The following is a 22,385-nucleotide window of genomic DNA, read 5'->3' on the forward strand; positions in this document are numbered from 1 at the left end:
TGATGTCCTTGGCGCAGTCCGACATCAGCTGACGACAGTTTTCGGTCGAACCGGTGAAGGACAGTTTGCGCACGATCGGGTTGCTGGTCAGCTCGCTGCCGATGTCGCCGGCGCTGCCGGAGACCACACTGAACACACCTTTAGGGATGCCGGCGCGCTGGGCCAGTTCCGCCAGGGCGAACGCGGAGAATGGGGTTTGCGAAGCCGGCTTGAGCACCATGGTGCAACCGGCGGCCAGCGCAGGGCCGGCTTTACGGGTGATCATCGCCGCCGGGAAGTTCCACGGAGTGATGGCAGCAGTAACGCCGATCGGCTGCTTGATCACGATCAGGCGTTTGTCCGGCTGGTGGCCAGGAATCACGTCACCGTAGATGCGTTTGGCTTCTTCGGCGAACCACTCGATGAACGAAGCGGCGTAAACGATTTCGCCCTTGGCTTCGGCCAGCGGCTTGCCCTGCTCGAGGGTCATCAGGCGCGCGAGGTCGTCCTGGTTCTCGATCATCAGTTCGAACCAGCGACGCAGCTTGCCGGCACGCTCTTTGGCGGTCAGTGCACGCCAGGCCGGCAACGCCTTGTCGGCGGCTTCAATGGCACGGCGGGTTTCGGCAGCGCCCATCTTCGGCACGGTGCCGAGAATTTCGCCGGTAGCCGGGTTGTTGACCTTGATCGTCTGACCGTTGTCCGCATCGACCCAAGCGCCATCAATGAAGGCTTGCTGGCGGAACAACTGGGTGTCTTTAAGCTGCATGTCGGCTTTCCTTAACAGCACCGCGGCCTGCGCGGAGCAAAATTATGATTGTAGAAAGGCGCCTCGCAAGGCTGCCGTCAGGGAAATCATCGACCGGGTGAGGCGCAGTGATCGTGCGTTATTCTCAGCACCTGCGCTTCAACACCCGATCAAAGAGCGTTTGAAATCTCAAACGGATCGTAGGAGCAAAGGGGTTAAAGGACAATAGGTCGTTCGAAAAAAAGAACAAAAACCCCGTGTTTGCTGGATTTTTCAGATCAACGCGCAAAAGCCTTCCATGACCGATATCGACAATGGAGGCTTTTGCGAGCGTCATTTCAACCTTTTGGCGTTTTGCTGGCCGGGTCCTGCAGAATCTTCTCGCTGGCTGCCGCACTGGCCGTGGTATCGACGCTGTATATCTGCATCACGCCTTGGTTGGTCGCCGCCTGAGACAACGTATTTTGCTGTTGCTGGGCGCTGACGGCGTTTTCGAACAGGATGCCGGTGGAGTGCGCCATTGTTTGATAAATGGTGCCCATTGCCATGGCCGGCGCTTCAGCTAAAACCTTTACGCTGGTTTGAGTGACTGCGTCGGTGATCTGGTCATTTACAGTTGCCATTGCCTGACTCCTTTCGCTGAACGATGAGTGTTGCAAATGTTGTTCATACCGTCGGCTTGCGCTCAGCCAGACTGCCACTGAACCGGGCGATACTCTGGTTGATTCGCTCAAGGGCCTGATCGACGTTTTCCGCATCCAATACCCCGCTCGCCGCCGCCACCGCAGCAGCGCCACCGACCAGCAAGTGCGTGTGCAGGGCACCCAACGCGCTTTCGTTCGCGGCAGCGAGATCGTCGTTGACAATGTTCTCGGTCATCTGCCGCAGCAGCACACCCTGCGAGGCCAGCGCCAGTTTGGTCACCCCATCGAAATAACTCGCCGCTGACTGCGCCACCAGGCCGCTGGCCTGGCGGATCAGGAGTTCCGACCCCAGCGCTGCCAGCGCGGGGGCTTGAGCTGCCAACTGGCTATTGAGGAAATTCACCGACTCGACCAGTTGCGCATTCAATGCCTCGCTGCCGATGCCATCGGCGGCCTGCTTGAGCAAATGCTCGTTCAGCGCTTCCAGCAACGACGCAGTGGTAGTCGCGGGATCTGCCGTCGGCGGCTCCTGCCCCGCCGTTTGTGCCTGTTCCTCCGCCATCATGACCGCCCTCCAACCGCCAGAATCTGCTGCACCGCAGCCGCCACAGTCGCATTACCGATAATGTTCAGCGCCTGCTGCTGACTGACCGCGTTCTGCAGTGCCAGGCTGACTGCGTGGCTGGTGACCTGAGAGAGCGTGGCGATCGCCGTCGCGGGCGCAGAGCCAACAACCTGAACATTCGATTGGGTGACTGAATCGGTGATTTGTGGATTGACGGTAGCCATGCATTTCTCCTGAAGGGATAGCGATCAAAGTACCCGCCGCAGGAAAACGATAGATCAGCCCTGCCAAAGCGCCAAAAGATCGTTTTTCAGGACGTTACCGCCTTGAGGAATGCTGCTTTGCGTGGACACGGACGCTGACACAAGCGCCAAAAACCGGCATGGACGCCCCGAGCCGACCTAGGTATGATGTCGCCCGCTGCACCAGTAGCTCAGCTGGATAGAGTACTGCCCTCCGAAGGCAGGGGTCGTGGGTTCGAATCCCGCCTGGTGCGCCATGAATTGAAACGAGAAAGCCCCGGACTGTGATGGTCCGGGGCTTTTTTGTGGGCGCGGTGTTTCATGCGACGACGGTCACTCCGTCGTCCAGTCAAACTCGTCGTAATCGTCGTCTTCCTCTTCTTCCCCAGCCTCCTCAAAAACCTCGTCCTCTTCCACGACGTCTTCTTCCGACTGGTTCAGCAGAAACTCCTTGCGCGCCTCGGTAATCGCGCGCCGCATCTCCTCGCCCTTCTGCGGGCAGTTGAGGAGTTGGGCGATGCGGTCGATTTTTGCTGCCACTTTGTTCTCCAGCGCTTCAGCCATGGCCCGATAGTGCGCGTTTTTGCCGGGCAATGCCAAATGGCTGGGTGAACAAGCGGTCAGTTCTGGCGGATTTTTTCGAGGCGCAGGTCGAGGTCCACGCCGGGGTAGCGTTTGTGCAAGTTGTTGTATAGCGCATCAGCGGCTTGCGACTGGCCGGATTCGCGCAGGCGCAGAACTTCGCGCAGTTGCGTGTCGAGGCCGTTGGCCGGGGCGGCGGCGCGTTTGCCGAGTCTGGCTTCGTCGGAGTGAATGGCTTCGCTTTGCATCGGCGCAGCCATTTCCATCATCGGTGCCGGCGCGGACATGGCGGCAGCGGGCGGAGCGGGCAATGATTGCGCTTCGAGAGCTTGCTTGCGCGTCAGTGGCGCGGCCGGTTTGCCGGCCGGAGCGAAGTCGAATTGCGGTTGCGGCTCGGGCGCACGTTGCACCAGCGACAACATCAGCGCCACACCGACCAGGCTGGCGAAGGCGACCTGCCAACGCGGTTTCTGACAGGCTCGCAGCCAACGCTGCCACAGGCCTGGCTTGGGCACCGGGGTTTCGCGGTGAGCAGCATTGAGGACGAACGCATCAAGGTGTGCCGGCGGTTCAGCATTGTGCTGTTCACGCACATGTTTGATCACGGGATCTTCGGGTGTCTGGCGAGCGTCAGTCATGTCAGTACCTCCTCGGCCAGCAGCCGACGCAGTTTTTGCTGGGCGTAACGCAAGCGGCTCTTGACGGTTTCCAGCGGTGTTTCGGTGAGGCTGGCGATTTGCGCCAGGTCGAGGTCGCCGTGGGCGCGCAGCAGAAACACTTCGCGCTGGTCGGCAGGCAACGTTTGCAGGGCGCTTTCCAGGCGCTGGCTGTCGCGACTGAGGTTCAGCAGTTGTTCGGGATCGTGGGTCTCGTCGCCAACTGCGTGAAGCTGTTCGTCGTAGCTGTCGTGCAGCGGCTGATGTGCGCCGTGTTTGCGCCAGTGATCGATCAGGCGATTACGGGCAATCTGGAACAGCCATGTACGAAACGTCGCCCGTCCTTGTGGCTGGCTGGAGCTGCGGATCAGGCTCAGCCAGGTGTCCTGAAACACCTCGTCAGCCAATTCCGGCTTGCCACTCAACCCGAGCAGGAACCGATACAAACCCTGGCGATGGCGCGCGTACAGAATCTCGAACGCCGCACCGTCGCCCTGGCGATAACGCGCCAGCAACGTTTCATCGCTGCTGGCGGCCGGGCTGTCTGGCGCAGCGAACAGCTGACTGATGAAGCCTTTGAATCGGCTCACTATTCGATCCGTCGCTCAGTGGGCATCGCATTCGATGCGGTTGAGGTGCGCAGGCTTTGCGCCAGTTCCACCAGTTGCACGAACTCGTTGCGCAAGCCGAAGCGGTCGTCGCCGCGAGCGCCACGGGCCAGTGCCTCGGTGTCTTTCAGGCTGAAATCGCCGGTGTAGCGAGCGTCCTTGAGCTGCTGGGAAAACGCCGCCACCGCTGCCGCGAAGCGCAGGTCCTCACTGGCCGGCGCGACCTGATTGGTAATCGGCCGCTCGATCAGCAGACTTTTCCCACCTTCAGGCTGTTGATAACGCACACGCAGCATCGCCAATTCCCCGTTGTTCGTCGCCACAGGCGCCTGCGATTTACCGTATCGCAACGGTTCCAGCCAGCCCTGCTCGCCTGCCGGGACAATTTCATACAACGCGGTCACCGTGTGTCCTGCGCCGACTTCACCGGCATCGACCTTGTCGTTGCTGAAATCCTCACGCTTCAAAGCGCGGTTTTCGTAGCCGAGCAGGCGATATTCACTGACCTGCGCCGGGTTGAACTCCACCTGCAATTTGACGTTTTTCGCCACCACCGCCAGGGTCGAACCGAGTTGATCCACCAGCACTTTGCGCGCCTCGCGCAGGTTGTCGATGTAGGCGTAGTTGCCGTCGCCGGCGTCGGCCAGTTGTTCCATCAAGTGTTCATTGTAGTTATCCACACCGAAACCCAGGGTGGTCAGGGAAATCCCGGTTTTGCGTTTATCCACAGCCAATTGCTTGAGGCTGTCGAAGTCGCTGATGCCGACGTTGAAGTCACCATCGGTGGCCAACAGGATGCGGTTGATGCCTTTGGGGACGAACGCCTGCTGCGCTATTTGATAGGCCAGTTCGATGCCTGACGCGCCAGCGGTTGAACCACCTGCGGTCAATTGCTCGATGGCTGTGCGAATTTTCGCTTTCTCGCGTCCGGAAGTCGGCTCCAACACAACGCGGGACTCGCCGGCGTACACCACCAGCGACACCCGGTCCTGCTCGCGCAACTGATCGACCAACAGTTTCAGTGTGCTTTTGACCAGCGGCAGCCCTTCGCGGCGATCCATCGAGCCGGACACATCCACCAGAAACACCAGATTCGCCGGGGCCAGCTCCGCCACGGCCCGGTCGGAGGCCTTGATGCCGATACGCAGCAGGCGGGTGTGCGGATTCCACGGGGTGGCGGCCAGTTCGGTGGTCACGCCAAAGGGCGAACCATCGGTCGGCAGCGCGTAGTCATAGGGAAAATAATTGACCATCTCTTCCAGTCGCACCGCGCCCTCCGGCGGCAAACGTCCCTGATTGAGCAAGCGCCGGACGTTGGCGTAGGCACCCGTGTCAACATCAACGCTGAAAGTAGAGACCGGGGCCTCGGCCACGCTGTGGATCGGGTTGTCGGCCAGCGCCTGATATTGCTCGCGCTGCTCGTCGCGATAGCCTTGTGGATAACTTTCCGAAGCCGGCATCGCCGCGAAACTGGCAATCGGCATCGCACGTGCGCTGCGCTTGACCATCACACTGTCGGCGGCGAGCGCTTCATGCTGAATCGACGTCTGCGGCTGGGCCGGCGCCGGGACGGCAGCCGATTCGGGATGGGAAGACACGCCGCAACCGGCGACGGTCAACAACACACCGACGGCAACGGGTCGCAGAAAAGGCAGGGAGCGGGACATGGGGGCTGACCTCGGGATGAAAAATGATCCATTCATCCACTGAGACGGACAGCCCCTTCAGATCGGGTTAAGCGCCGCTGAAATTTTTTCAGCGGTGATAACGACGCACCACGCTGCTGTTACGCAGTACGTGGCCTTTGATCTTGTCCATCAGCTCGGCGCGGGTCAGGCCGGCGGGCAAGGCGTCCGGGGCCAGATCCAGGGCGTAGATCTGAATGATGTAGTGGTGCGCGCTGTCGCCAACCGGCGGGCATGGCCCGATGTAATGGGTGGTGCCTTTGCTGTTGGTACCGCCCACGCCTTCGAGAGTGGATTTTGCGCCGACCCCGGCCGGGATCTGCCGGGTGGTGGCCTTGATGCCGTAGTGAATCCAGTGATCGACGCCCGCACCTTTCTGGCCGTCCGGGTCGTGCATGACGATCGCGTAGCTCAGAGTGCCGGCAGGCCCCGCATTCCACGCCAGTGCCGGCGACTGGTTCTTGCCACCGCAACCGGCCGCATCGCTGGCTGCGGCCGAGGTGAACAGGCGATTGTCCGAGACACCGGGGATGTCGAGAGTAAAGCGCTCGGCCGCCTGCGCCGGAAACTGCACGCAAAGGGCGACGGCGACGGCCGCCAGCCAAGGGTTGAGAGAGGTCAATCGGGTCATTCCGGGAGTACCTTGTGCAGTTGGGCCTTCGTCGGCCTGCAAACTATAGCTGTACCGTTCGTACCTTGGCAGTGGCAATTGGCTGAACCTCGCACTGCGACGCAAACTCGTAAGAGAAATGCCTGTCAGGAGCACGAACATGAGCCTGCACCGTGTCGCCCTTGTCGCGGATGTCCCCGAAGACCGTGGACTGCAAGTCGAAATCGGCGACTGCAAGATTGTCCTGCTACGCGCAAACGGCCAGCTCCGGGCATTTCAGGGCGAATGCCCACATGCCGGCGCGCCCTTGGCTGACGGTGCGTTGTGTCACGGACGTCTGATTTGCCCTTGGCACAAGGCCGCGTTTCGCGCCGAAGACGGCGCGTTGTGCGAGCCGCCGGCCCTCGACAGCCTCAAGCGTTATCCACTGGAGGTACGGGGCGAGGATGTCTGGGTCGATGATCAGCCGTTGATCGATGCGCACACACCGCCAGAGGATGACCCGCGCACTTTCGTGATTGTCGGCGCAGGTGCAGCCGGCACGGCGTGCACGGCCGCATTGCGGGAGAAAGGTTTTGGCGGCCGGATCATCATGATCGATCGTGAGCCGGACGCCGGTTACGACCGCACGGTGCTGAGCAAATTTGTCCTCGCGGGCGAGATGTCGGCGCAGGAAACTCCGCCTCTGCGTGACGAAGATTTTTATCAAGAGCAACGCATCGAACGCCGGCAAGGCGCAATCACTGCCCTCGACGCTTCAGCGAAAACCCTGCATCTGAGCGACGGCCAATCCCTGTCCTACGACGCCGCAGTGCTCGCCACCGGCGGCGAGCCCAACCCGCTGCAACTGCCCGGCGCCGACCTGCCGCAGGTGTTTGTCCTGCGCTCGAAAGCCCAGGCCGAACAGATCATGCGCGAGGCCAAACCTGACCAGCGCGCCGTGATCATCGGCGACAGCTTCATCGCCCTCGAATGCGCCTCGGCCCTGCGTCAGTACGGCCTCGACGTCACGGTCATCGCCCGCCACGCCATCCCGTTTGCCGCGCAATTCGGCGAAGCGGTGGGCAAGGCGATCCGTGCGCTGCATGAACAACACGGGGTGAAATTCATCACCGATCACGAAGCCCGGGAAATCACTGGCGACGGCAAGGTCGAGGCGGTGTTGCTGGACAACGGTTTGCGCCTGTCGGCGGATCTGGTCTTGGCGGGGGTTGGGGTGCACCCGGCCACCGAGGCTTTTGCGTCGCTGCCTAGGGAGAAAGACCAGTCACTGCGAGTCGATGCCGGCCTGCGTGTTTGCGACGGACTTTGGGCAATCGGCGATATCGCCACCTTCCCCCTGAACGGCCAGCCACAGCGCATCGAACACTGGCGCCTGGCCCAGCAGCATGCCCGAATCGCTGCAGCCAACATGCTCGGCGCTGACGAGCATTATCTGGATGTGCCGTTTTTCTGGACCTGGCACTTCGGCAGGAACTATGACTATCTGGGTCACGCGAGTCAGTGGGATGAAATCGAGTTCAAGGGCGAACCCGGGCATCCGCCCTTCATCGGCCTGTTCGGACAAAACGGCGTGGTGGTTGCCGCTGTGGCATGCGAGGAAGAACGGGCCATGGCGATGCTCGCCGAACGAATGAAACAGCCGCTGACGATGGAAGACGCGTGGAAGCTGATCCGCGGCTGAATGCTGAATAATGTAGGAGCTGCCGAAGGCTGCGATCTTTTGATCTTTCAAATCAGAATCAAAAGATCGCAGCCTTCGGCAGCTCCTACAGGGGAGCGTCGTTCAGGTGGGGCGATTTATCGGGTCGCGATTATCGTCGTCCTCGGCGTGCAGGAAGATCACCCGGGGATGTTCCAGCGGCGCCAGCGGTGGCGGCAGCTCGGCAGGCTCCAGCGGACGAAAGTTCAGCACCACATGGCTGATGTCACCGTCCTGATCGTTGTGGATGGTCATCACCCCGGGAGTGCGCAGCTTCTGCAAGCGCTCGTCGCACAGGCGAAAGCTCTTGGTCAACCCTTCATCATCGACCACCGGTGCCGGCAATCGGCGCTGGGCGAAACTTCTGCTTTTGCGCTGCTGATAACGCGCCCAACCAATCAGAATCACTGCGTTGACCAGCGCCACCCACAGGTAGATCTGCAACGTACCTAGGGCCTCGAACGCCGAGTTGTCGATGCGTGGCCCACCGGCGTGGGTCTCGATCAACGGCCACAGTCCGCGAATCAGCAGAAACAGCAGGCCGACCCAGGCCAATACGGTGAGGATCACATCGATCACCACCAGGAAGGGCCGCTGGCGGGTCCGGATGATTTTCATTTGATAACCTCCTCTTCGTCGTCGCCAACCGGTTTGATACCCCGATCAGGGCTGACCCAGCGCGCACGCTTCTGATGCTGACCAAACAGCACTTTGGGGAAACTGACCAACGTGGTGAGCAGGCTGACCAGCCAGAACGCGATCGGGTACCAGACCACCCAGAACATGGTTCGGCCCAATCCCGGTTCGTAGCGCCGGTCGATAATGATGCTGACCGCGAATTGCACCAGGCAGACGAACGCCAGTAACAGCCCGGTGAACGCCGGGGGCATCAGGTGATGCACGGCAATCGATTCCGGCATGACCACGAACTTGCCGACGCCCCAGAAAATCACCGACAACAGAAACGTGAAGGCCCACCCGGTCGACAGGCAATATTCGAACAGCAGCGGCCACAGGTAACGATGGCGGTACTGCCAGATGCCGCGAATGTTCTTGAACAGCACCTCGGCACCGCCCTGGGCCCAGCGCAGGCGCTGCTTCCACAGGCCGCGCAGGGTTTCCGGCATCAGGATCCAGCACAGCGCGCGCGGCTCGTAGAAAATGCTCCAGTGATCGAGTTGCAGCTTCCAGCTGATGTCGATGTCTTCGGTGATCATGTCCGGGCTCCAGTAGCCGACCCGGTTCAACGCGGTACGACGAAACGCGACGATCACCCCGGACACGGTGAAGATCCGTCCGAACACCCGTTGCGTGCGCTTGATCAGACCGATGATCGAGGAGAACTCGCCGACCTGCACCCGCCCGACCAAGGTCGAACGTGTGCGGATGCGCGGGTTGCCGGTCACTGCGCCAAGCCGCGCGTTGTCGAGCATCGGTGCCACCAGATAGGCCGCTGTGTTCGGCGCCAGCAACGCGTCGCCGTCAATGCACACCAGATATTCGCTACGCGCAGCAATGGCGCCCATACGCAGGGCCACAGCTTTGCCCTGGTTTTCTGCCAGATGCAGCACCCGCAGGCGTGGGTCTTCCTGAGCGAGTCGGTCGAGCACTTCGGCGGTGTTGTCCTTGGAGCCGTCGTTGATCGCGATGACTTCGATGTTCGGGTAGTGCTGAGCCAGCGCCGCGTGAATCGTGTCGGCAGCGTTTTCGCCTTCGTTGTAGCAAGGGATCAGGATCGAGATCAGCGGCTCGCCTTCCAGTGGCGGTGGCAGGGTGTCGTCCTTCCATGGCCAGTGGCGTTCCCAGTGCAGCCAGAAATACAGGCCGCCGGCAATCCACAGGCCGGACATGAACAACGGGTAGAAGAACACGAAGTCCATCAGGAACTGCCCGGTGACCAGGAAGATCAATCCCAGCGGCACGCCGAGGACGAGCGCCAGAACAAGCAGGGCTAACAGTCTATCCAGCATGTCATGGGTTCCATTTGTTGGAGAGCGCAGGCCTTACGGTTTTCAGGTCCGGCAGGTTGTCGAGGAAGTTGTCCGGGTAGTAACCGAAACTGGTCGCACCCTGACGCTTGAGCCGGCCCATCCAGTCGGCCAGTTGGGCGCCGTCGATGTCGGCCTGATCCTTTTTCGTCCAGTCGCGGGCCTGCAGCTCGAACACCGTGCGATCCAGCGCGCCGGGGCGCTGCTTGATCTTCGCCACCAGTTCTTCGAGCCACGGGCCGGATTGCGCGTGGGTCTGTTTTTCCATCAGCGGCATGGCCATCGGCGCGGTCCAGTCGTAGGTCACGAGGAAGTCGTCGAGGTTCTGCGCAAACCAGGTTTCGCTCTCAGGATTGAGTACCGGCTCGGCGAAGATGTTGCGTGCGGTCAGCACTTGCGGGCCACGGATCGCACGCACCTTGGCGGTTAGCTCATTGGTGAAGTCGATCAGGTATTTACTCTTGAACCGCGTCCAGCGCTGCATGGCTGACGGATCATCGCGAAGCGCAGCAATGGACCCCGGCAATCCGTGCGCGGCATACGCCTTCAGGGCCTCGGGGCTGGCGTCTTCGAAGTCCGACAGCACCGCGTCGTCGTGATAGAGAATGCCGTCGACCGAGGTCAGGCGCGCCACGTCTTCGTAGATTTCACCGATGATCCGCCGTACTTGCGGATCGAACGGCGACAAGCGCTGATACTGATCCGGATCGACCGCAGTGGTGCCAGTCTTCGGATCCCAGCGAGTCACCCGCGGCAGCTTCGCATCGAGGCCAAAACTCAGCACCGGCATCCACGCGAACACCTTCACGTGTGCCCGAGTACGCAACTGCCAGGCAACGCGGTCGAAGATATCGGCGCGCACCGGCAGATGACGATTAGGGAAGTACAGCGAGTGCACCAGCCCGTCGCCCTTCGGATCGGCGAAGGCCTGCAGGAACACGGTATTGGCGCCCATGTCGGCCATGCGCTGGATCAGCTTGCCTAGGTTGATTTCCTGTTGCGCCGGATCCGGGTCGTAAACGTTATCCAGATCGACATGCACCACGCGCATGGCGAAGTCCGATTGCACGGCGACGACGCTGTTGGCGAAATGCTCGCCATCAGGATCGGAGGCGACCAGAAAGCGCGGGCTGCTCATCAGATTGTCGAGGGCGTCCAGACCGTCATCCAGGGTCAGGGCCATCTCGTAGCCCTGCTCGCCGACCACGGTCAGCGAAGTACCGTCCGCCGTGCCGTAGGGCCACACCCAGACTCGCGGCTTCTTGCCAGTGACCTTGCGGATCTTCTCTGAAATGGTGGCGACGTCGTTGCGGATCCGCGCCTGGAAATCGGCCTCGGATTCGTAGCGTTTGGTCACCGGGTCGTAACGCCGCGTGGCCGCCGCCGGCTGCATGTTGCCCTGCGGGTTGGCGAGGATGCCTTTGTGGCTGGCGTCGGTGTGGGCGGCGATTTCCACCAGCCCCGATTGCGAGATTTCCCGCACCTGGTCCCAGGTGAGGAAGTCCGAGCGTGCGCGGGGTGCACCGGCAAAATCCACCGGTTGATTGAGCGGCGTATCGATCCACACGCCGACCGGTGCCAGCAACGCGTGCCAGTTGTAGGCGCGCAGCACCGGCAGCACGCGAGTATAGAAGCTTGAGTAACCGTCGTCGAAGCTGAGCAGGATCGCTTTGGCCGGCAATTCCGGGCCGCCCTTGCGCGCGGCCATGATCTGATCGACGGTGACCGGCTGGTAGCCGTTCTCGCGTAGCCAGGCCAGCTGTTCGATCATGCGCTCGGTGCGCACCGCTACCACGGCCTGATCGGGGTCGCGGTCTTCGATATCGTGATAGGCGATGCCCAGCACGTGGTTTTTCGGCCACGGTTTTTCACTGGCCGCCAGCGGACGTTGCGACGGCGGCGCGAAGGCCGGGGCTTGCTGGGCGCAGGCGCTGATCAGCAGCACTCCCAGCAGAAGGATGAAACGCGTCATCAAAGGCATCTTCAAACTCTTCTAGAAGCGGAAAGTGAGGTCGACGAGCAGACGCAGATCGGTCTCCCGATCACCGTCGTAGGGCCGGTTGATCACACTGAACAAACCGCCCACCTCGAACACGTCGTTCCAGGCATAACGCTGGCCGTAGCCGAGCATCGCCATGCCGCCGGTGCCGTGGTCACGCTGACTGTACGTCCCCGCCCCTGCCTGGAATTGCTGGCTCCAGGAGGTTTCGTAGCGGTGGTAGAGCACATGGTTGACGTTGACCGTCGGCATCACGCTGAAGTCCGACTTCGGGTTGAAGTACGGCACATCCTCGGAGTTGGAGTTGTGGCTGGTGCCGACTTCCAGACCGGCATCCACCTGCACGTTCGGCGCGCTGTAGACGCCCTCGCGTCCGGTGAGCAAGGCTTCGACACGGTTGTTGCCGTCGCTGAAGTGCGACGGGCTGACCGACAGTTTCCACTCGCGACTTTCGTTGGCGCGCCAGCGGATGAACGCGTTGCCACCGTTGGCCTTGATGTCGCTGTTGAGGGCGCGCAATGGCGTCTCGGCCGACAGATAGGCGAAGCTGCCGCCGTACTGCCAGTTGTCGTTGATGTCCCGGGCGATCGCGATGCGTGCGCCCTGTTTGGCGCCGTAACCGTAATCGTGATTGGAAACTTCGGCTTCCAGGCTCATGTCGCGAGTACGCCGTTCCAGGCCGACGCGCTGGAAGCGGTCGGTGCCGGTGCCTTCGGCGAAATCGCCGGTGGCATAACCGGCGCCGACGAACACCCGCCAGTCCTCATCGATCGGCGGGCTGTACAAGGTGCTCTGGATGCCGAAATCGCGGCTGCCACTGACCGCGCCCGCACCACCGCTGCCGCCGCCTCCGTTGGCCTTGCCGCCGTAGGCTTCGACGCGCAGCTCGGACATGTCATGTACTTCGCGCTCACGGGCCGCGCGCTGAACCTGACGGTTATCCGGGAAACGCTCGACCACGTCATCGGTCAGCGCATCCATCTGTCGCCACTCCTGCAGGGTCATCGCGGTGCGCGCCTGAGCCAGTTCCAGACCCATGTCGCGGGGCACCATGCTCTCGGTTTCCTTGAGCTGGTTTTCGGCGCGGCGTGGCCATTGGCGGGCCAGGTACAGATCAGCCTGGGCCAGACGCAGGCCGACGTTGCCCGGCGCCTGATCGACCAGGGCCTGCAGGCGCTCCTCGCCATGCGGCAAGTCGGAGCCGTAGGTGCCGGCCTGCGCCGCGAGCTGCTGGGCGTCCATCCATTCGTCGTTGGGGTTGCCGATGGGCAGGCCCTTGAGTTCGATCCGCGGCTTCTGGCTCTTGGCCAGATCCTCGGCGACTTTGCGCGCTTCATCGGCGCGGTCGCTTTCCAGCAGCGAGTAATACAACGCGGTGGTGTCTTCGAGGCGATCACCGGCATCGGCATCCGGTGCCGACAGCACCTGGCGATACAGATCGGTGGAGATTTCCGGCTGGCGCTGATCCAGGTAGGACGCCGCCACCCAGCGCAGGGCGTAGGTCGGAATCTTCACCCCTTCAGCCTGCAGCTTTTGATATTCGCTGATGACCTCGGCAGTACGCGCCCGGGCCTTGAGCGCGCCCATGCGGTCGATGCGCCAGCGCACCACGTCATCGTGGGCGCTGGCGTCGGGGGTCCAGGTGGCGAGCAGTTTGTCGTAATCGGCCAACGCGCGGTCGGCGATCACGTAGCGTTCTTTTTCACTGCGGGTGGCAAATTCGGCGAGACGCACACGCTCGGCAGCCAGATCGCCTTCGAGGCGGCGCAGGGTGACCGGGTCGATCAGCCCGGGACGTTGATTGGCCAGACGCAGTGCCGGTTCCGGCAGCCGCGCCTTTTGCAAGGCGACCACGTATTCACGGGCGACATCCGGCTTGCTGCCAGCACGGATGAACGCCTGATCGTATTCGAACAGCGCATCGTACTGCTTGCCGGCACGGGTCAGGGCGTAGCCCAGTGCGAGGCGGCGCGAAGGGTCATCCGGTTTGGCGGCGACCAGCGCCTTGGCGCGGGTCACGGCTTCGTCGGGTTTGCCCGAGTCCGCCTGGGTCAGGGCCAAGCCCAGTTGCAGGTCGGCGTTGTCCGGCTCCAGCGCCAGGGCCTTGTTGTAGACCTGGATCGCCAGATCCCAACGCTTGAGGTTGCGATAGGCGCGTGCGGTGGCTGTCAGTGCCTGCACCGGCAGCACCCGGTCACGGCCCTGGGTTTCATAGACCTGCACCACCTCCGCGTCGAGGCCCGCCCAACTGGCGATTTGCAGGTGATCGCTGATCTGCCCGGTGGTGGACTGCCCGGGCGGCACCTGGCGCAGCACGTTCAGCGCCGGCGTGGTATGCCCGGCCCGGGCGTCACGCACCATCTGATCATAGGGTGTATCGGCAAACGCCAGCGCCGGCCAGAGCAACTGGCTGCACAGCGCAACGCGAAACAACGGGCGTAAACCACGATGTAAAACAGGACCATCAATACGCGGCATTCGTCAGCATCCTTACATGGCCAGCCGGGTCGCAATGCCCCCCTTGCCCATTCGTAACGGAGACCGAGTCAAAAGAGACTCAGCCAAGCTTAGTCAGGCAGTCTTGCATGCAAGCGTAGTCGAATATCCAGAACGCAATAATTGTTCAGAATCGCGGCGCCGGCTCAGACGAAAACCCGCACACCAGACAGCAAAACGCCCGGCGTCTGGGGATCAGAGGCCGGGCGTTGCTATTAAGAGCGCAGGATTACTGCACTTGCGTGACGCCAGCGAACTTGCTCATCAGGAAGCCGACGAACTGCTCGACGGTCATCTTCTGGCCGTTGAACTCCACCTGATTGGCGGCGTAATGCAGCTTGGTCACGACATTGGTGCCATCGACCGTCGCCAACTGCGAACCGACTGCCATGCCAGAGAACATGTCGGCACCGGCGCTGGCCTGGTCGACGATGGCTTTGGCGTCGGTCTGGCCGTCAAGCTGCGCCTGCACGCTGAGCAGATCGATCAGCATCGGCTTGGACACTTGAATGTTCAGGTCCAGCAGCGCGACCAACTGTTTACCCAGTTGATCCGGCGGCAGATCCATCGACTGTGGCTTGGTCAGATCAATCACCAGGCTGGCGCGGCTTTCACCGTTGGCGGTTTTCAGCGACAGGTTTTCCAAGGCGATCTGTGGACTGGCGGCCAGCAGTTTCTGCAGGTCAGCCTTGACCTGTGCCGACTCGGCTTCGGTCAGGTTCAGCTCCGGTGCCGGCAGGCCGGCTTCGGCAGCGGCGGCAGCTTCTTTCTCGTACGGCTGCAATTTGGTCTGGTAGATCTGCATCAGCGACATTGTCGACGGGATGTCGAGGTTCTTCAGGCTCATCGCCATGCTGGCGGAACCGATTTTCTTGTCGTTGAGGGTGACCTCGCCGACCTTGTAGTCAGCGCGGCCCGAGGCATTGCTGCCGCTCTCTTCGGTGAGGTTCTTCATTTCGAAGTTCTTCACGCCGAGCACCGACTGCTTGGGACCGAAGGTGGTTTTGCTGTTGGTCAGCTCCAGGGTGTTTTCCCCGGTGTAGTAGCCGAAGCTGCTCTTGGCGAGGTTGCTGGCCAGGGTCAGACCGTTGAGTTCGACCTGCACCGGCGCCTGATCCTGCGACACGGTGACCAGTTTCAGGCTGTCCATGTAGCCGTCAGCCTTGACCTTCTGCGCCTGGGCACTGGCGGAGATGTTCATGGTCAGGCCGGAGAATTTCAGGCTCGACTGCTCGTCCAGCGCGGTTTCCAGCGGCAGCAGCTCGATGCTGCTGGTGGTGGATTCGTCGTAGCCGATGTTGGTCACGCCCTTGAGCGGCGCGGCGCCCTTGGTGGCGGCAAACCACTTTTCGGTGGCCGGGCTCTTTTCCAGCTCGTAATTGCTGGTGGCCATGACCGGCAGCCACTTCAGCGACACCAGACGCGAGAACGGCAGCGGGCCGTGCTCGATGTGGTCGACGAACAGCAGCTCGACCGGCTGGTCGCCGAACATCTCGCCCTCACCCTTGAGACGGTAGTGCGCGGTGCTGGTGAAGGTGTGACGCTCCAGCGACACCAGCTCCAGCGACGCGGTGCCATTGGAGCCGGCCATCGCGGTCTGCAGCTCTTTGTTGGCGTTGCTGACGGCGTTGTTCAGCACGCCTTCGATCTTGGTCCCGGTGTACCAGGCCCCGCCGGCGCTGATCGCACCGATGGCAACAACAATCCCGAGAAGCACGCCTGCTGATTTATTCATGAATGACCCGATCAATGTCCGTGGCTGAAAGGTGGTCGTCTTCCCTGAACCCGTGACCGGGTCGCGGCTCGACTCCGCTGAAATTAGCGGTGGAGATTAGCACTGGCAGCACGAGGCGGCCCAATGTTTAAAGGTTAAAGAGTGTCTATGGGGAGTGTGGACAGCTGACAGGCCGGGAGAGTTGCAGTGTTTTTGAAGACGCTATCGCTGGCAAGCCAGCTCCCACAGGATTGGTTGTGTTCACAAAATCCGAGAACACCACAAAAACTGTGGGAGCTGGCTTGCCAGCGATGGGGCCAGAGGACTCCCAGAAGATCAGGAATACTGAACCTCGATCTCATCGAGTTGATGATCGAAGCTCTTCAACCGCGCCGTCCAGGTATACACCAGCACTTCAAAGTCGCGGTCGATCACCGCCCCGCCCGGCCCATCCGCCCGGGGGTCGCAGAAATCCAGCTGATAGCGTTCGCGGGCCATGGCCGTGGCGACATCCGACAGTTCGCGGGCATTGTTGAGCCAGTGCCAGCCTTCATCGGCAATCTGCTTGTCGAGTTCCAGACACTGTTTTTTCAAGGCTTCGAGGCTTTTTTCCAGCGGCGTGCCGGTCAGTTCGCCCATGACTTCGGCGAAGGTCCGTCCCGGTTGCCAGTAGCTGCCCCAGAAGTAGCGATCGAACACGGTTTCGACCCGACGCAGAGCGACTTTGGTGTCCCAGATCAGCACCAGGGTCTTGCCTTGTTCAAGTTGTCTCTTCTTGACTCGCTGCACCTGGATCGACGCCCAGGCCACCACGACAATTGCCATCACCGCGATCAACGCCGTGGCGCTGTCGAGGAAGACCATGGCCTTGTCGATCTGATGGGCCAGCATGATGCCGTAGAAATAGGTGGCCGATAGCAGCACCAGCGCTACCAGGGCGCACCAGAAGCCGAGAGCGTAAGGGTTTTTCATTATTGGTTTCCCCTAGACCAGCGCTAGCAATGTGCGTTGAAAGGGCGCCTTGCTCGGGGCGCCCTTCCAACACTTCAAAGCATAGCAACGGCCTCAGGGTTTGCTGGCGGTTGGAGCGTGCGTTCGTCCGCTTTCCCAACCGCCGCCCAGGGCAAGGAACAAATCGATCTGGCTCATGGCGACCTGGGTGTTGGCGGCGGCCAGTTGCGCGGTGACGTCGGTGTAGGTGCGGGTCGCCTGCAGGTCGGCCAGGAACGACTCGCGCCCGGCCTGGAAGAAGCGGTGGGTCTGGTCCGCCGCCAGTTTCGCCGACTGCTCGGCATCGGCCAGGGCGTCGCGGCGTTGCAGCAGCGCGCTGTACTGGGCCAGGCCGGTCTGGGTTTCGCGGATGGCGTTGAGCACCACGCCGTCGAAATGCGCCAGTGCGCCTTGGGTGTTGGCTTCGGCTTCGCGGATCCGCGCACGGGCGCCGTTGGTCGGCACCTTCCAGCTCAACGACGGGCCGAAGCCCCAGCGGTTGGTCGACGGATCGCCAAGGTCGGAAACGATGCCGACGGTGCCGATGGTCGCACCAATGCTGATGTCCGGGTACAGCTCGCCCGTGGCAATGCCGATCCCGGCGGTCGCGGCGGCAAGACGACGCTCGGCCTGCCGCACATCGGGACGGCGCTTGAGCAGCGCCGCACCGTCGCCCACTGGCACCAGTTGGGCGATTTTCGGCAGTTCGGCGCAGGTGGCAGTGCCGGCCGGCAGTTGATCGACCGGTTTCGCCAGCAGCATCGACAAGCGGAACAACCCGGCCTGGCGCGCCGCTTCGTAGCGCGGCATGTCGGCGCGCAACGACTTGAATTGGGTTTGCGAACGGGTGACTTGGGTTTCATCGCCACGCCCGGCATCGCGCAGGCGCTGGATCAGCGTGGTGCCTTGCGATTGCAGGTCGAGAGAGTGCTGGGCGATTTCCCGTTCTTCGTTGGCAGCACACACCTGGGTGTAGGCGCGCACCACGTCCGCCACCAGGGTGATGCGCGCGGTGTCGGCCGCCGCTTGTGTGGCATCGGCGTTGGCCTTCGCCGCTTCGATCCCGCGTTGCAACGTGCCCCACAGATCGAACTGATAAGACGCGCTGATACCGATGTCAGCGACGTTGGCCACCGGCACTTTTTCCGGCAACAGGAACGCCTGACCGGACTCCTGCAAACGCTGGGCGCCCATCTTCACGCCGCCGCTCCAGCCACCGGCCGCTTCGGCTTCATCAACCTGCGCACGGGCCCGCGACAGGTTCGCCGCCGCCACGCGCAAATCCGTATTGGAAGCCATGGCCTGCTGCACCAGTTGGTCCAGACGCGGGTCTTGATACAAACGCCACCAGTCCGCCGGCACCGGCGCCGACACCACCGGTTTGCCTTCCACCGCCAACTCGCCCTGAAAATCCTTGCGCTGCACCGCCGCGTCAGCGGGCAGGTGATAGTCCGGCCCGACCATCTGACACGCCGAGAGCATCACGCCCAACCCGGCGATCATCAGGAGCCTGTTCATTGCGCGGGCTCCTGTTTGCGGTCGTCGCGGGGCTGATCGTCGATGATCGACACGGTCGCGGTCCGCCCGGCGATCATGCGGAAGTCTTCCGGCACCTCGTCAAAAGCGATGCGCACCGGAATCCGCTGCGCCAGGCGCACCCAACTGAACGCCGGGTTGACGTTCGGCAGCAGGTTGTTGCCGCTGGTGCGGTCGCGGTCTTCGATACCGGCGACGATGCTTTCGACATGCCCGCGCAGCCTGGCTTTATCACCGATTACGCGGATATCCACCGACTGGCCGACATGGATGCCGTCGAGTTTGGTTTCTTCGAAATAGCCGTCGATGTGGAACGAGTTGCTGTCCACCACCGACAACACCGGACGCCCGGCGGTAACGAATTCCTGCACTCGCGGCGCACGGTCGTTGACGTAACCGTCCACCGGGCTTCGGATCACCGAGCGATCAAGATTGAGCTGCGCGCTGTCCACCGTCACCAGCGCTTCGGCCAGGGCCGATTGCGCCCGGGCGACTTTCGACTGGCTTTCTTCCAGTTGTTCGGCCGGCACCAGATTGCCCAGGCCACGGTTACGCTTGGCTTCGCGCTGGGCTTGAGCCAGGGTTTCCTCGCGATCGGCGACCGCCGCTTTAGCCTGACGCAGGGCCAGTTTGAAGCGATCCTGATCGATGCTGAACAGCACCTGACCGCGTTTGATCAACTGGTTGTCCTTGACCTCGACCTGCTGGATCAGCCCGGACACATCCGGAGCGATCTGGATGATGTCGGCGCGGATGTGGCCGTCGCGGGTCCACGGTGCAAACATGTAATACATCACCATGCGCCAGACGAGGACGACGGCAAAAGTCACGATCAGCAGGGTCAGCACCACGCGACCGATGGTCAGAAACGGTTTTTTCATGTCATCAGGTATCGACTGAGTGAGTCCACGCCGTACAGCATCACGGCGTAGAGAGCCACGTTGAACAATGCCCGGTGCCAGACCAGACGGTAAAAGTGCAGGCGCGTGAGCACGCCATGCACCAGCACAAACAACACATAGGTGATGCCCATCAACACCAGCAGGGTCGGCAGGAAAATGCCGCTGATATCCAGATCACCGATCATAGGGGCGCTCCATCGGGCAGCGGTTCTTCGGCATCGCCCGTGCTGACAAATTCCACGCCGGGCAACAGCGCCAGACGCAAACCGCTCAGGGCATGCAACAGGTTTAGCCGGGTTTCTTCGTCGCCGTGGCCTTTGAGGGCGCGGCGCGCACGGTCCATGGTCATCAGTAGCGGGCTCGGTGCCGGCAAGCGTTCGCCGGCCTTGAGGCAGGCGCGGAAATACTCGCCAACCTCAACCACCACTTGTTGCAGCAGGGCATTCGGCGCGCCTTCCACCCGCGGGGTGTAGGCCAGCAGATCGAGCAGGTTGAGACCGACGCGCACTTCACGCATGGCAATGCCGGTGTCCTGGCCGGTCATGGCCAGACGCGGCAGGTGCTGCATCAGACGGTCAAGCAATTGCACGCCCAGTTGCCGGTGCTCGGCGAGGTTGGCCGGCTCGGTCATGTGCACGATGTCTTTCCAGCTGAAACGGGTCAGGCGCTTGGCGGCCAGCTCGACGCCGAACGGACGGGCGATCAAAGTCCAGATGAACGCGAACAGCAAACCCATCGGGCCGGCCAGGTTGGAGTTCACAAAGGCGAAGAAGTCCGCGTCGTAGGCGCCCTGAATGCTGATGAACGACGAGGTGTTGACCAGCGTCAGGAGCATGCCGAGGTAGAACCGCGGCTGTACCGTCAGGGTGCCGACGCAGATGAACGGAATCGCAAAGGCCAGCACCAGCATCGGAAAATCGTGCAGGTTCGGCAGAATCAGAAACAGGTAGAGACTGGCGAACAGCACCGACATTCCGGTCCAGAAAAAGAACCGGTAGATCTGCGGCGCCGGGTCGTCCATCGAGGCGAAGAAACTGCACGCTACCGCCGCCAGAATCACCGCGCTGCCGCCGTCCGGCCAGCCGAGCAGAATCCACAGCACCGAAGCGACGATGATCGCCAGAATGGTCGAGGCCACCGAATACAGCATCATCCCGCGATCAAGGAATGGCGTCAGCCGCCCGAGGCGCCAGTGCCGGTACACCGCGCGCCAGCTGTCCTGACGCTCGCAGAGAATCGCGTCCTGCAGGCTGCGGCAGTCCTGCCACAAATCGATGAATTCACCGAGGCGATAAATTGCGTTGGAGAACAGCAATTGCTTGCGATCTTCCAGCGCCTCGCAGCTTGGCTGCAGGGTCTGGAGCTGATCCTTGAGCGCCTGCCAACGCGCCAGATCGGCGTCGTTATGGCCGAGCCATTGCTGGGTTGCGGTCAGCAGCGGGGTAAACTTTTCCACCAGTTCCGGCGTGCGTCGCTCAAGGGCGTAGAGCGAGTCTTCCAGAGCGTCGATCACCGGCAACAGGTGGATCATCCGCCCGCGCAGCTCCTTGGTGTTGCGCACGGTTTGCGGCCGGGCGCCTTCGTGGGGCAACTGGCCGATCATCAATTCAAGGCTGTTGAAATTGGCGACCATGGCCATGCGCAGCGCGGTGATCTGTTCAGGCTGCACGTCGCGACTGAGAAACTTCAGGCTGTAGGTGGTGGCGTCAGCGAACCACTTGCCCACCGCGTCGTTGAACACCGGCGCCAGACGCCGTGGCCAGAACATCGCACCGATCACCGCCGCCACGGCGATACCGAGAAAAATCTCTTCGGTACGCGCCTCCGCCACGTCCCACACCGCCAGCGGATTATCCACGGTCGGCAAGGCAATCAGCGGCAATGTGTAGCCGGCCAGCATCAGCGCGTAATTATTGGCGGTGCGCAGGTGCAGCGACAGGAACAGCAGAATCCCCGTCCACAAGGCAATCACCACCACCAACACATACGGACTCTGCACGAACATCGGCACGAACAGCACCGCCGCCGCCGCGCCGAGGAAGGTGCCGATGGCGCGGTACAAAGCCTTGGAACTGGTCGGGCCGAGAAACGGACTGGAGACGATATACACCGTGGCCATCGCCCAATACGGACGCGGCATTTGCATGAGCAAGGCGATGTACAGCGCGATCATCGACGCTGCAAAGGTACGGACCCCGTAGAACCAGTCCCGGGCCGGAGGAATGCCGGAGAAAAAACCGTTCAAGAATTGATCACCACAGGCGGATTGGCCGCCTCAAAAGCTCGCAGTACCCGAAGCGTAGCTTCCAGATCACTCTGGTCGATGCCTTCGAGCACTTCATGACGCAGACGCACCAGTTCGATCTCCACCGCTTGCACCAGTTCACGGCCGGTGTCGGTCAGGCTCAGGCACTTGGCCCGACGATCCTGCGCATCTTCGGTGCGGCACACGTAGCCGGCGTGGCACAACTGATCGAGCAGGCGCACCAGCGACGGACTCTCCATCCCGGCCGCCTGCGCCACTTGCACCTGACGCACACCCTCGCCCAACCGCCCGATCATCAACAACGGCACGGCGCAGGCTTCGGATATTCCATAGTTGACCAGCGTGGTCTGGCAGATCTTCCGCCAATGCCTGGCGGCCACCACCATGGCACTGCTGATGTTCATCTGGAGAGCGTCGAGGGAATCGGGCACGGGAAAATGCACACTGTTAGTTTGCTAACTATCAATATCGCA

The 22,385-nt window shown here is 61.9% G+C and carries 20 protein-coding genes, 1 tRNA gene and 1 pseudogene; 2 read left to right on the forward strand and 20 right to left on the reverse strand.

Annotation, left to right across the window (positions count from 1 at the left end; all coding sequences use genetic code 11):
• The 4 genes and pseudogenes from ACIP8I_RS08400 to ACIP8I_RS08415 all read right to left on the reverse strand — a co-directional run.
• A pseudogene (locus ACIP8I_RS08400) lies at positions 1-748 on the reverse strand (aldehyde dehydrogenase family protein); the annotation flags it as partial.
• Positions 749-1,065: 317 nt separating this feature from the next.
• Positions 1,066-1,350 (reverse strand): RebB family R body protein, encoded by a 285-nt coding sequence (locus tag ACIP8I_RS08405; protein ID WP_367082402.1) that lies wholly within the window; start codon positions 1,348-1,350, stop codon positions 1,066-1,068.
• A 43-nt stretch (positions 1,351-1,393) separates the two neighbouring features.
• Positions 1,394-1,936 (reverse strand): hypothetical protein, encoded by a 543-nt coding sequence (locus ACIP8I_RS08410; RefSeq protein WP_367082401.1) that lies wholly within the window; start codon positions 1,934-1,936, stop codon positions 1,394-1,396.
• Positions 1,933-2,160 carry a RebB family R body protein gene (locus tag ACIP8I_RS08415; protein ID WP_400760168.1) on the reverse strand — a complete coding sequence of 76 codons (228 nt, stop codon included), beginning with the start codon at positions 2,158-2,160 and terminating at the stop codon, positions 1,933-1,935. Before ACIP8I_RS08415 ends, ACIP8I_RS08410 begins: the two co-directional genes overlap by 4 nt.
• A 198-nt stretch (positions 2,161-2,358) precedes the next feature.
• Between ACIP8I_RS08415 and ACIP8I_RS08420 the strand changes: the two genes are divergently transcribed.
• Positions 2,359-2,435, forward strand: a tRNA-Arg gene (locus ACIP8I_RS08420).
• Between the two features lie 76 nt (positions 2,436-2,511).
• Here ACIP8I_RS08420 and ACIP8I_RS08425 read toward each other — a convergent pair.
• The 5 genes from ACIP8I_RS08425 to ACIP8I_RS08445 form a co-directional block, all read right to left on the reverse strand.
• On the reverse strand, positions 2,512-2,742 hold the full coding sequence (locus tag ACIP8I_RS08425) for a hypothetical protein (protein WP_177416184.1): 231 nt from the start codon (positions 2,740-2,742) through the stop codon (positions 2,512-2,514).
• A 56-nt stretch (positions 2,743-2,798) separates the two neighbouring features.
• The gene (locus ACIP8I_RS08430; RefSeq protein ID WP_400760172.1) at positions 2,799-3,398 is read right to left on the reverse strand and encodes a hypothetical protein; all 600 of its coding nucleotides are present in this window, start codon (positions 3,396-3,398) and stop codon (positions 2,799-2,801) included.
• A complete protein-coding gene (locus tag ACIP8I_RS08435; RefSeq protein WP_400760243.1) occupies positions 3,395-3,976 on the reverse strand; it encodes an RNA polymerase sigma factor in 582 nt (193 codons plus the stop codon). Before ACIP8I_RS08435 ends, ACIP8I_RS08430 begins: the two co-directional genes overlap by 4 nt.
• Before the next feature lie 29 nt (positions 3,977-4,005).
• Positions 4,006-5,691 carry a von Willebrand factor type A domain-containing protein gene (locus tag ACIP8I_RS08440; protein ID WP_400760175.1) on the reverse strand — a complete coding sequence of 562 codons (1,686 nt, stop codon included), beginning with the start codon at positions 5,689-5,691 and terminating at the stop codon, positions 4,006-4,008.
• 88 nt (positions 5,692-5,779) lie between these two features.
• On the reverse strand, positions 5,780-6,340 hold the full coding sequence (locus tag ACIP8I_RS08445; RefSeq protein WP_103367783.1) for a YbhB/YbcL family Raf kinase inhibitor-like protein: 561 nt from the start codon (positions 6,338-6,340) through the stop codon (positions 5,780-5,782).
• Positions 6,341-6,479: 139 nt separating this feature from the next.
• On the opposite strand from ACIP8I_RS08445, the gene ACIP8I_RS08450 reads away from it, so the two are divergent.
• Positions 6,480-8,003, forward strand: coding sequence for an FAD-dependent oxidoreductase (locus ACIP8I_RS08450; RefSeq protein ID WP_400760177.1), 1,524 nt, complete (start codon positions 6,480-6,482; stop codon positions 8,001-8,003).
• 102 nt (positions 8,004-8,105) lie between these two features.
• Here the strand turns inward: ACIP8I_RS08450 and pgaD are convergent, their stop codons facing one another.
• The 11 genes from pgaD to ACIP8I_RS08505 form a co-directional block, all read right to left on the reverse strand.
• Positions 8,106-8,639, reverse strand: a complete 534-nt coding sequence (pgaD, locus tag ACIP8I_RS08455; RefSeq protein WP_400760179.1) for a poly-beta-1,6-N-acetyl-D-glucosamine biosynthesis protein PgaD — start codon at positions 8,637-8,639, stop codon at positions 8,106-8,108.
• Complete coding sequence (pgaC, locus tag ACIP8I_RS08460; protein WP_007961454.1) at positions 8,636-9,991, reverse strand: poly-beta-1,6-N-acetyl-D-glucosamine synthase; 1,356 nt, start codon at positions 9,989-9,991, stop codon at positions 8,636-8,638. The genes pgaD and pgaC overlap by 4 nt, the downstream gene beginning before the upstream one ends.
• Position 9,992: 1 nt before the next feature.
• Positions 9,993-11,990: a poly-beta-1,6-N-acetyl-D-glucosamine N-deacetylase PgaB gene (gene pgaB / locus ACIP8I_RS08465; RefSeq protein ID WP_400760182.1), complete on the reverse strand. Its 1,998-nt coding sequence runs from the start codon at positions 11,988-11,990 to the stop codon at positions 9,993-9,995.
• 12 nt (positions 11,991-12,002) lie between these two features.
• On the reverse strand, positions 12,003-14,486 hold the full coding sequence (pgaA, locus tag ACIP8I_RS08470; protein ID WP_400760184.1) for a poly-beta-1,6 N-acetyl-D-glucosamine export porin PgaA: 2,484 nt from the start codon (positions 14,484-14,486) through the stop codon (positions 12,003-12,005).
• 247 nt (positions 14,487-14,733) lie between these two features.
• Positions 14,734-16,239, reverse strand: coding sequence for a YdgA family protein (locus ACIP8I_RS08475; protein WP_400760186.1), 1,506 nt, complete (start codon positions 16,237-16,239; stop codon positions 14,734-14,736).
• A gap of 315 nt (positions 16,240-16,554) precedes the next feature.
• Complete coding sequence (locus ACIP8I_RS08480; RefSeq protein ID WP_025113416.1) at positions 16,555-17,190, reverse strand: hypothetical protein; 636 nt, start codon at positions 17,188-17,190, stop codon at positions 16,555-16,557.
• A gap of 93 nt (positions 17,191-17,283) precedes the next feature.
• A complete protein-coding gene (locus ACIP8I_RS08485; protein WP_400760188.1) occupies positions 17,284-18,726 on the reverse strand; it encodes an efflux transporter outer membrane subunit in 1,443 nt (480 codons plus the stop codon).
• Positions 18,723-19,625, reverse strand: a complete 903-nt coding sequence (locus tag ACIP8I_RS08490; RefSeq protein WP_108591736.1) for an HlyD family secretion protein — start codon at positions 19,623-19,625, stop codon at positions 18,723-18,725. Before ACIP8I_RS08490 ends, ACIP8I_RS08485 begins: the two co-directional genes overlap by 4 nt.
• Entirely contained in the window at positions 19,622-19,831 is a 210-nt protein-coding gene (locus ACIP8I_RS08495; RefSeq protein WP_007957657.1) for a DUF1656 domain-containing protein, read from the reverse strand. The genes ACIP8I_RS08490 and ACIP8I_RS08495 overlap by 4 nt, the downstream gene beginning before the upstream one ends.
• On the reverse strand, positions 19,828-21,891 hold the full coding sequence (locus ACIP8I_RS08500; protein WP_400760191.1) for an FUSC family protein: 2,064 nt from the start codon (positions 21,889-21,891) through the stop codon (positions 19,828-19,830). Before ACIP8I_RS08500 ends, ACIP8I_RS08495 begins: the two co-directional genes overlap by 4 nt.
• Complete coding sequence (locus tag ACIP8I_RS08505; protein ID WP_007961473.1) at positions 21,888-22,316, reverse strand: MarR family winged helix-turn-helix transcriptional regulator; 429 nt, start codon at positions 22,314-22,316, stop codon at positions 21,888-21,890. The genes ACIP8I_RS08500 and ACIP8I_RS08505 overlap by 4 nt, the downstream gene beginning before the upstream one ends.
• Positions 22,317-22,385 lie beyond the last annotated feature (69 nt).

This window comes from Pseudomonas sp. NPDC088414, from assembly GCF_044753325.1.
Classification (GTDB): domain Bacteria; phylum Pseudomonadota; class Gammaproteobacteria; order Pseudomonadales; family Pseudomonadaceae; genus Aquipseudomonas.

Excerpts from the sequence above, each read along its gene's own strand:
- ACIP8I_RS08405 (WP_367082402.1), bottom strand. The coding sequence starts at position 1,350 with ATGGCAACTGTAAATGACCAGATCACCGACGCAGTCACTCAAACCAGC.
- ACIP8I_RS08410 (WP_367082401.1), bottom strand. The coding sequence starts at position 1,936 with ATGATGGCGGAGGAACAGGCACAAACGGCGGGGCAGGAGCCGCCGACG.
- ACIP8I_RS08415 (WP_400760168.1), bottom strand. The coding sequence starts at position 2,160 with ATGGCTACCGTCAATCCACAAATCACCGATTCAGTCACCCAATCGAAT.
- ACIP8I_RS08425 (WP_177416184.1), bottom strand. The coding sequence starts at position 2,742 with ATGGCTGAAGCGCTGGAGAACAAAGTGGCAGCAAAAATCGACCGCATC.
- ACIP8I_RS08430 (WP_400760172.1), bottom strand. The coding sequence starts at position 3,398 with ATGACTGACGCTCGCCAGACACCCGAAGATCCCGTGATCAAACATGTG.
- ACIP8I_RS08440 (WP_400760175.1), bottom strand. The coding sequence starts at position 5,691 with ATGTCCCGCTCCCTGCCTTTTCTGCGACCCGTTGCCGTCGGTGTGTTG.
- ACIP8I_RS08445 (WP_103367783.1), bottom strand. The coding sequence starts at position 6,340 with ATGACCCGATTGACCTCTCTCAACCCTTGGCTGGCGGCCGTCGCCGTC.
- ACIP8I_RS08450 (WP_400760177.1), top strand. The coding sequence starts at position 6,480 with ATGAGCCTGCACCGTGTCGCCCTTGTCGCGGATGTCCCCGAAGACCGT.
- pgaD (WP_400760179.1), bottom strand. The coding sequence starts at position 8,639 with ATGAAAATCATCCGGACCCGCCAGCGGCCCTTCCTGGTGGTGATCGAT.
- pgaC (WP_007961454.1), bottom strand. The coding sequence starts at position 9,991 with ATGCTGGATAGACTGTTAGCCCTGCTTGTTCTGGCGCTCGTCCTCGGC.
- pgaB (WP_400760182.1), bottom strand. The coding sequence starts at position 11,990 with ATGCCTTTGATGACGCGTTTCATCCTTCTGCTGGGAGTGCTGCTGATC.
- pgaA (WP_400760184.1), bottom strand. The coding sequence starts at position 14,486 with ATGCCGCGTATTGATGGTCCTGTTTTACATCGTGGTTTACGCCCGTTG.
- ACIP8I_RS08475 (WP_400760186.1), bottom strand. The coding sequence starts at position 16,239 with ATGAATAAATCAGCAGGCGTGCTTCTCGGGATTGTTGTTGCCATCGGT.
- ACIP8I_RS08480 (WP_025113416.1), bottom strand. The coding sequence starts at position 17,190 with ATGAAAAACCCTTACGCTCTCGGCTTCTGGTGCGCCCTGGTAGCGCTG.
- ACIP8I_RS08485 (WP_400760188.1), bottom strand. The coding sequence starts at position 18,726 with ATGAACAGGCTCCTGATGATCGCCGGGTTGGGCGTGATGCTCTCGGCG.
- ACIP8I_RS08490 (WP_108591736.1), bottom strand. The coding sequence starts at position 19,625 with ATGAAAAAACCGTTTCTGACCATCGGTCGCGTGGTGCTGACCCTGCTG.
- ACIP8I_RS08495 (WP_007957657.1), bottom strand. The coding sequence starts at position 19,831 with ATGATCGGTGATCTGGATATCAGCGGCATTTTCCTGCCGACCCTGCTG.
- ACIP8I_RS08505 (WP_007961473.1), bottom strand. The coding sequence starts at position 22,316 with ATGAACATCAGCAGTGCCATGGTGGTGGCCGCCAGGCATTGGCGGAAG.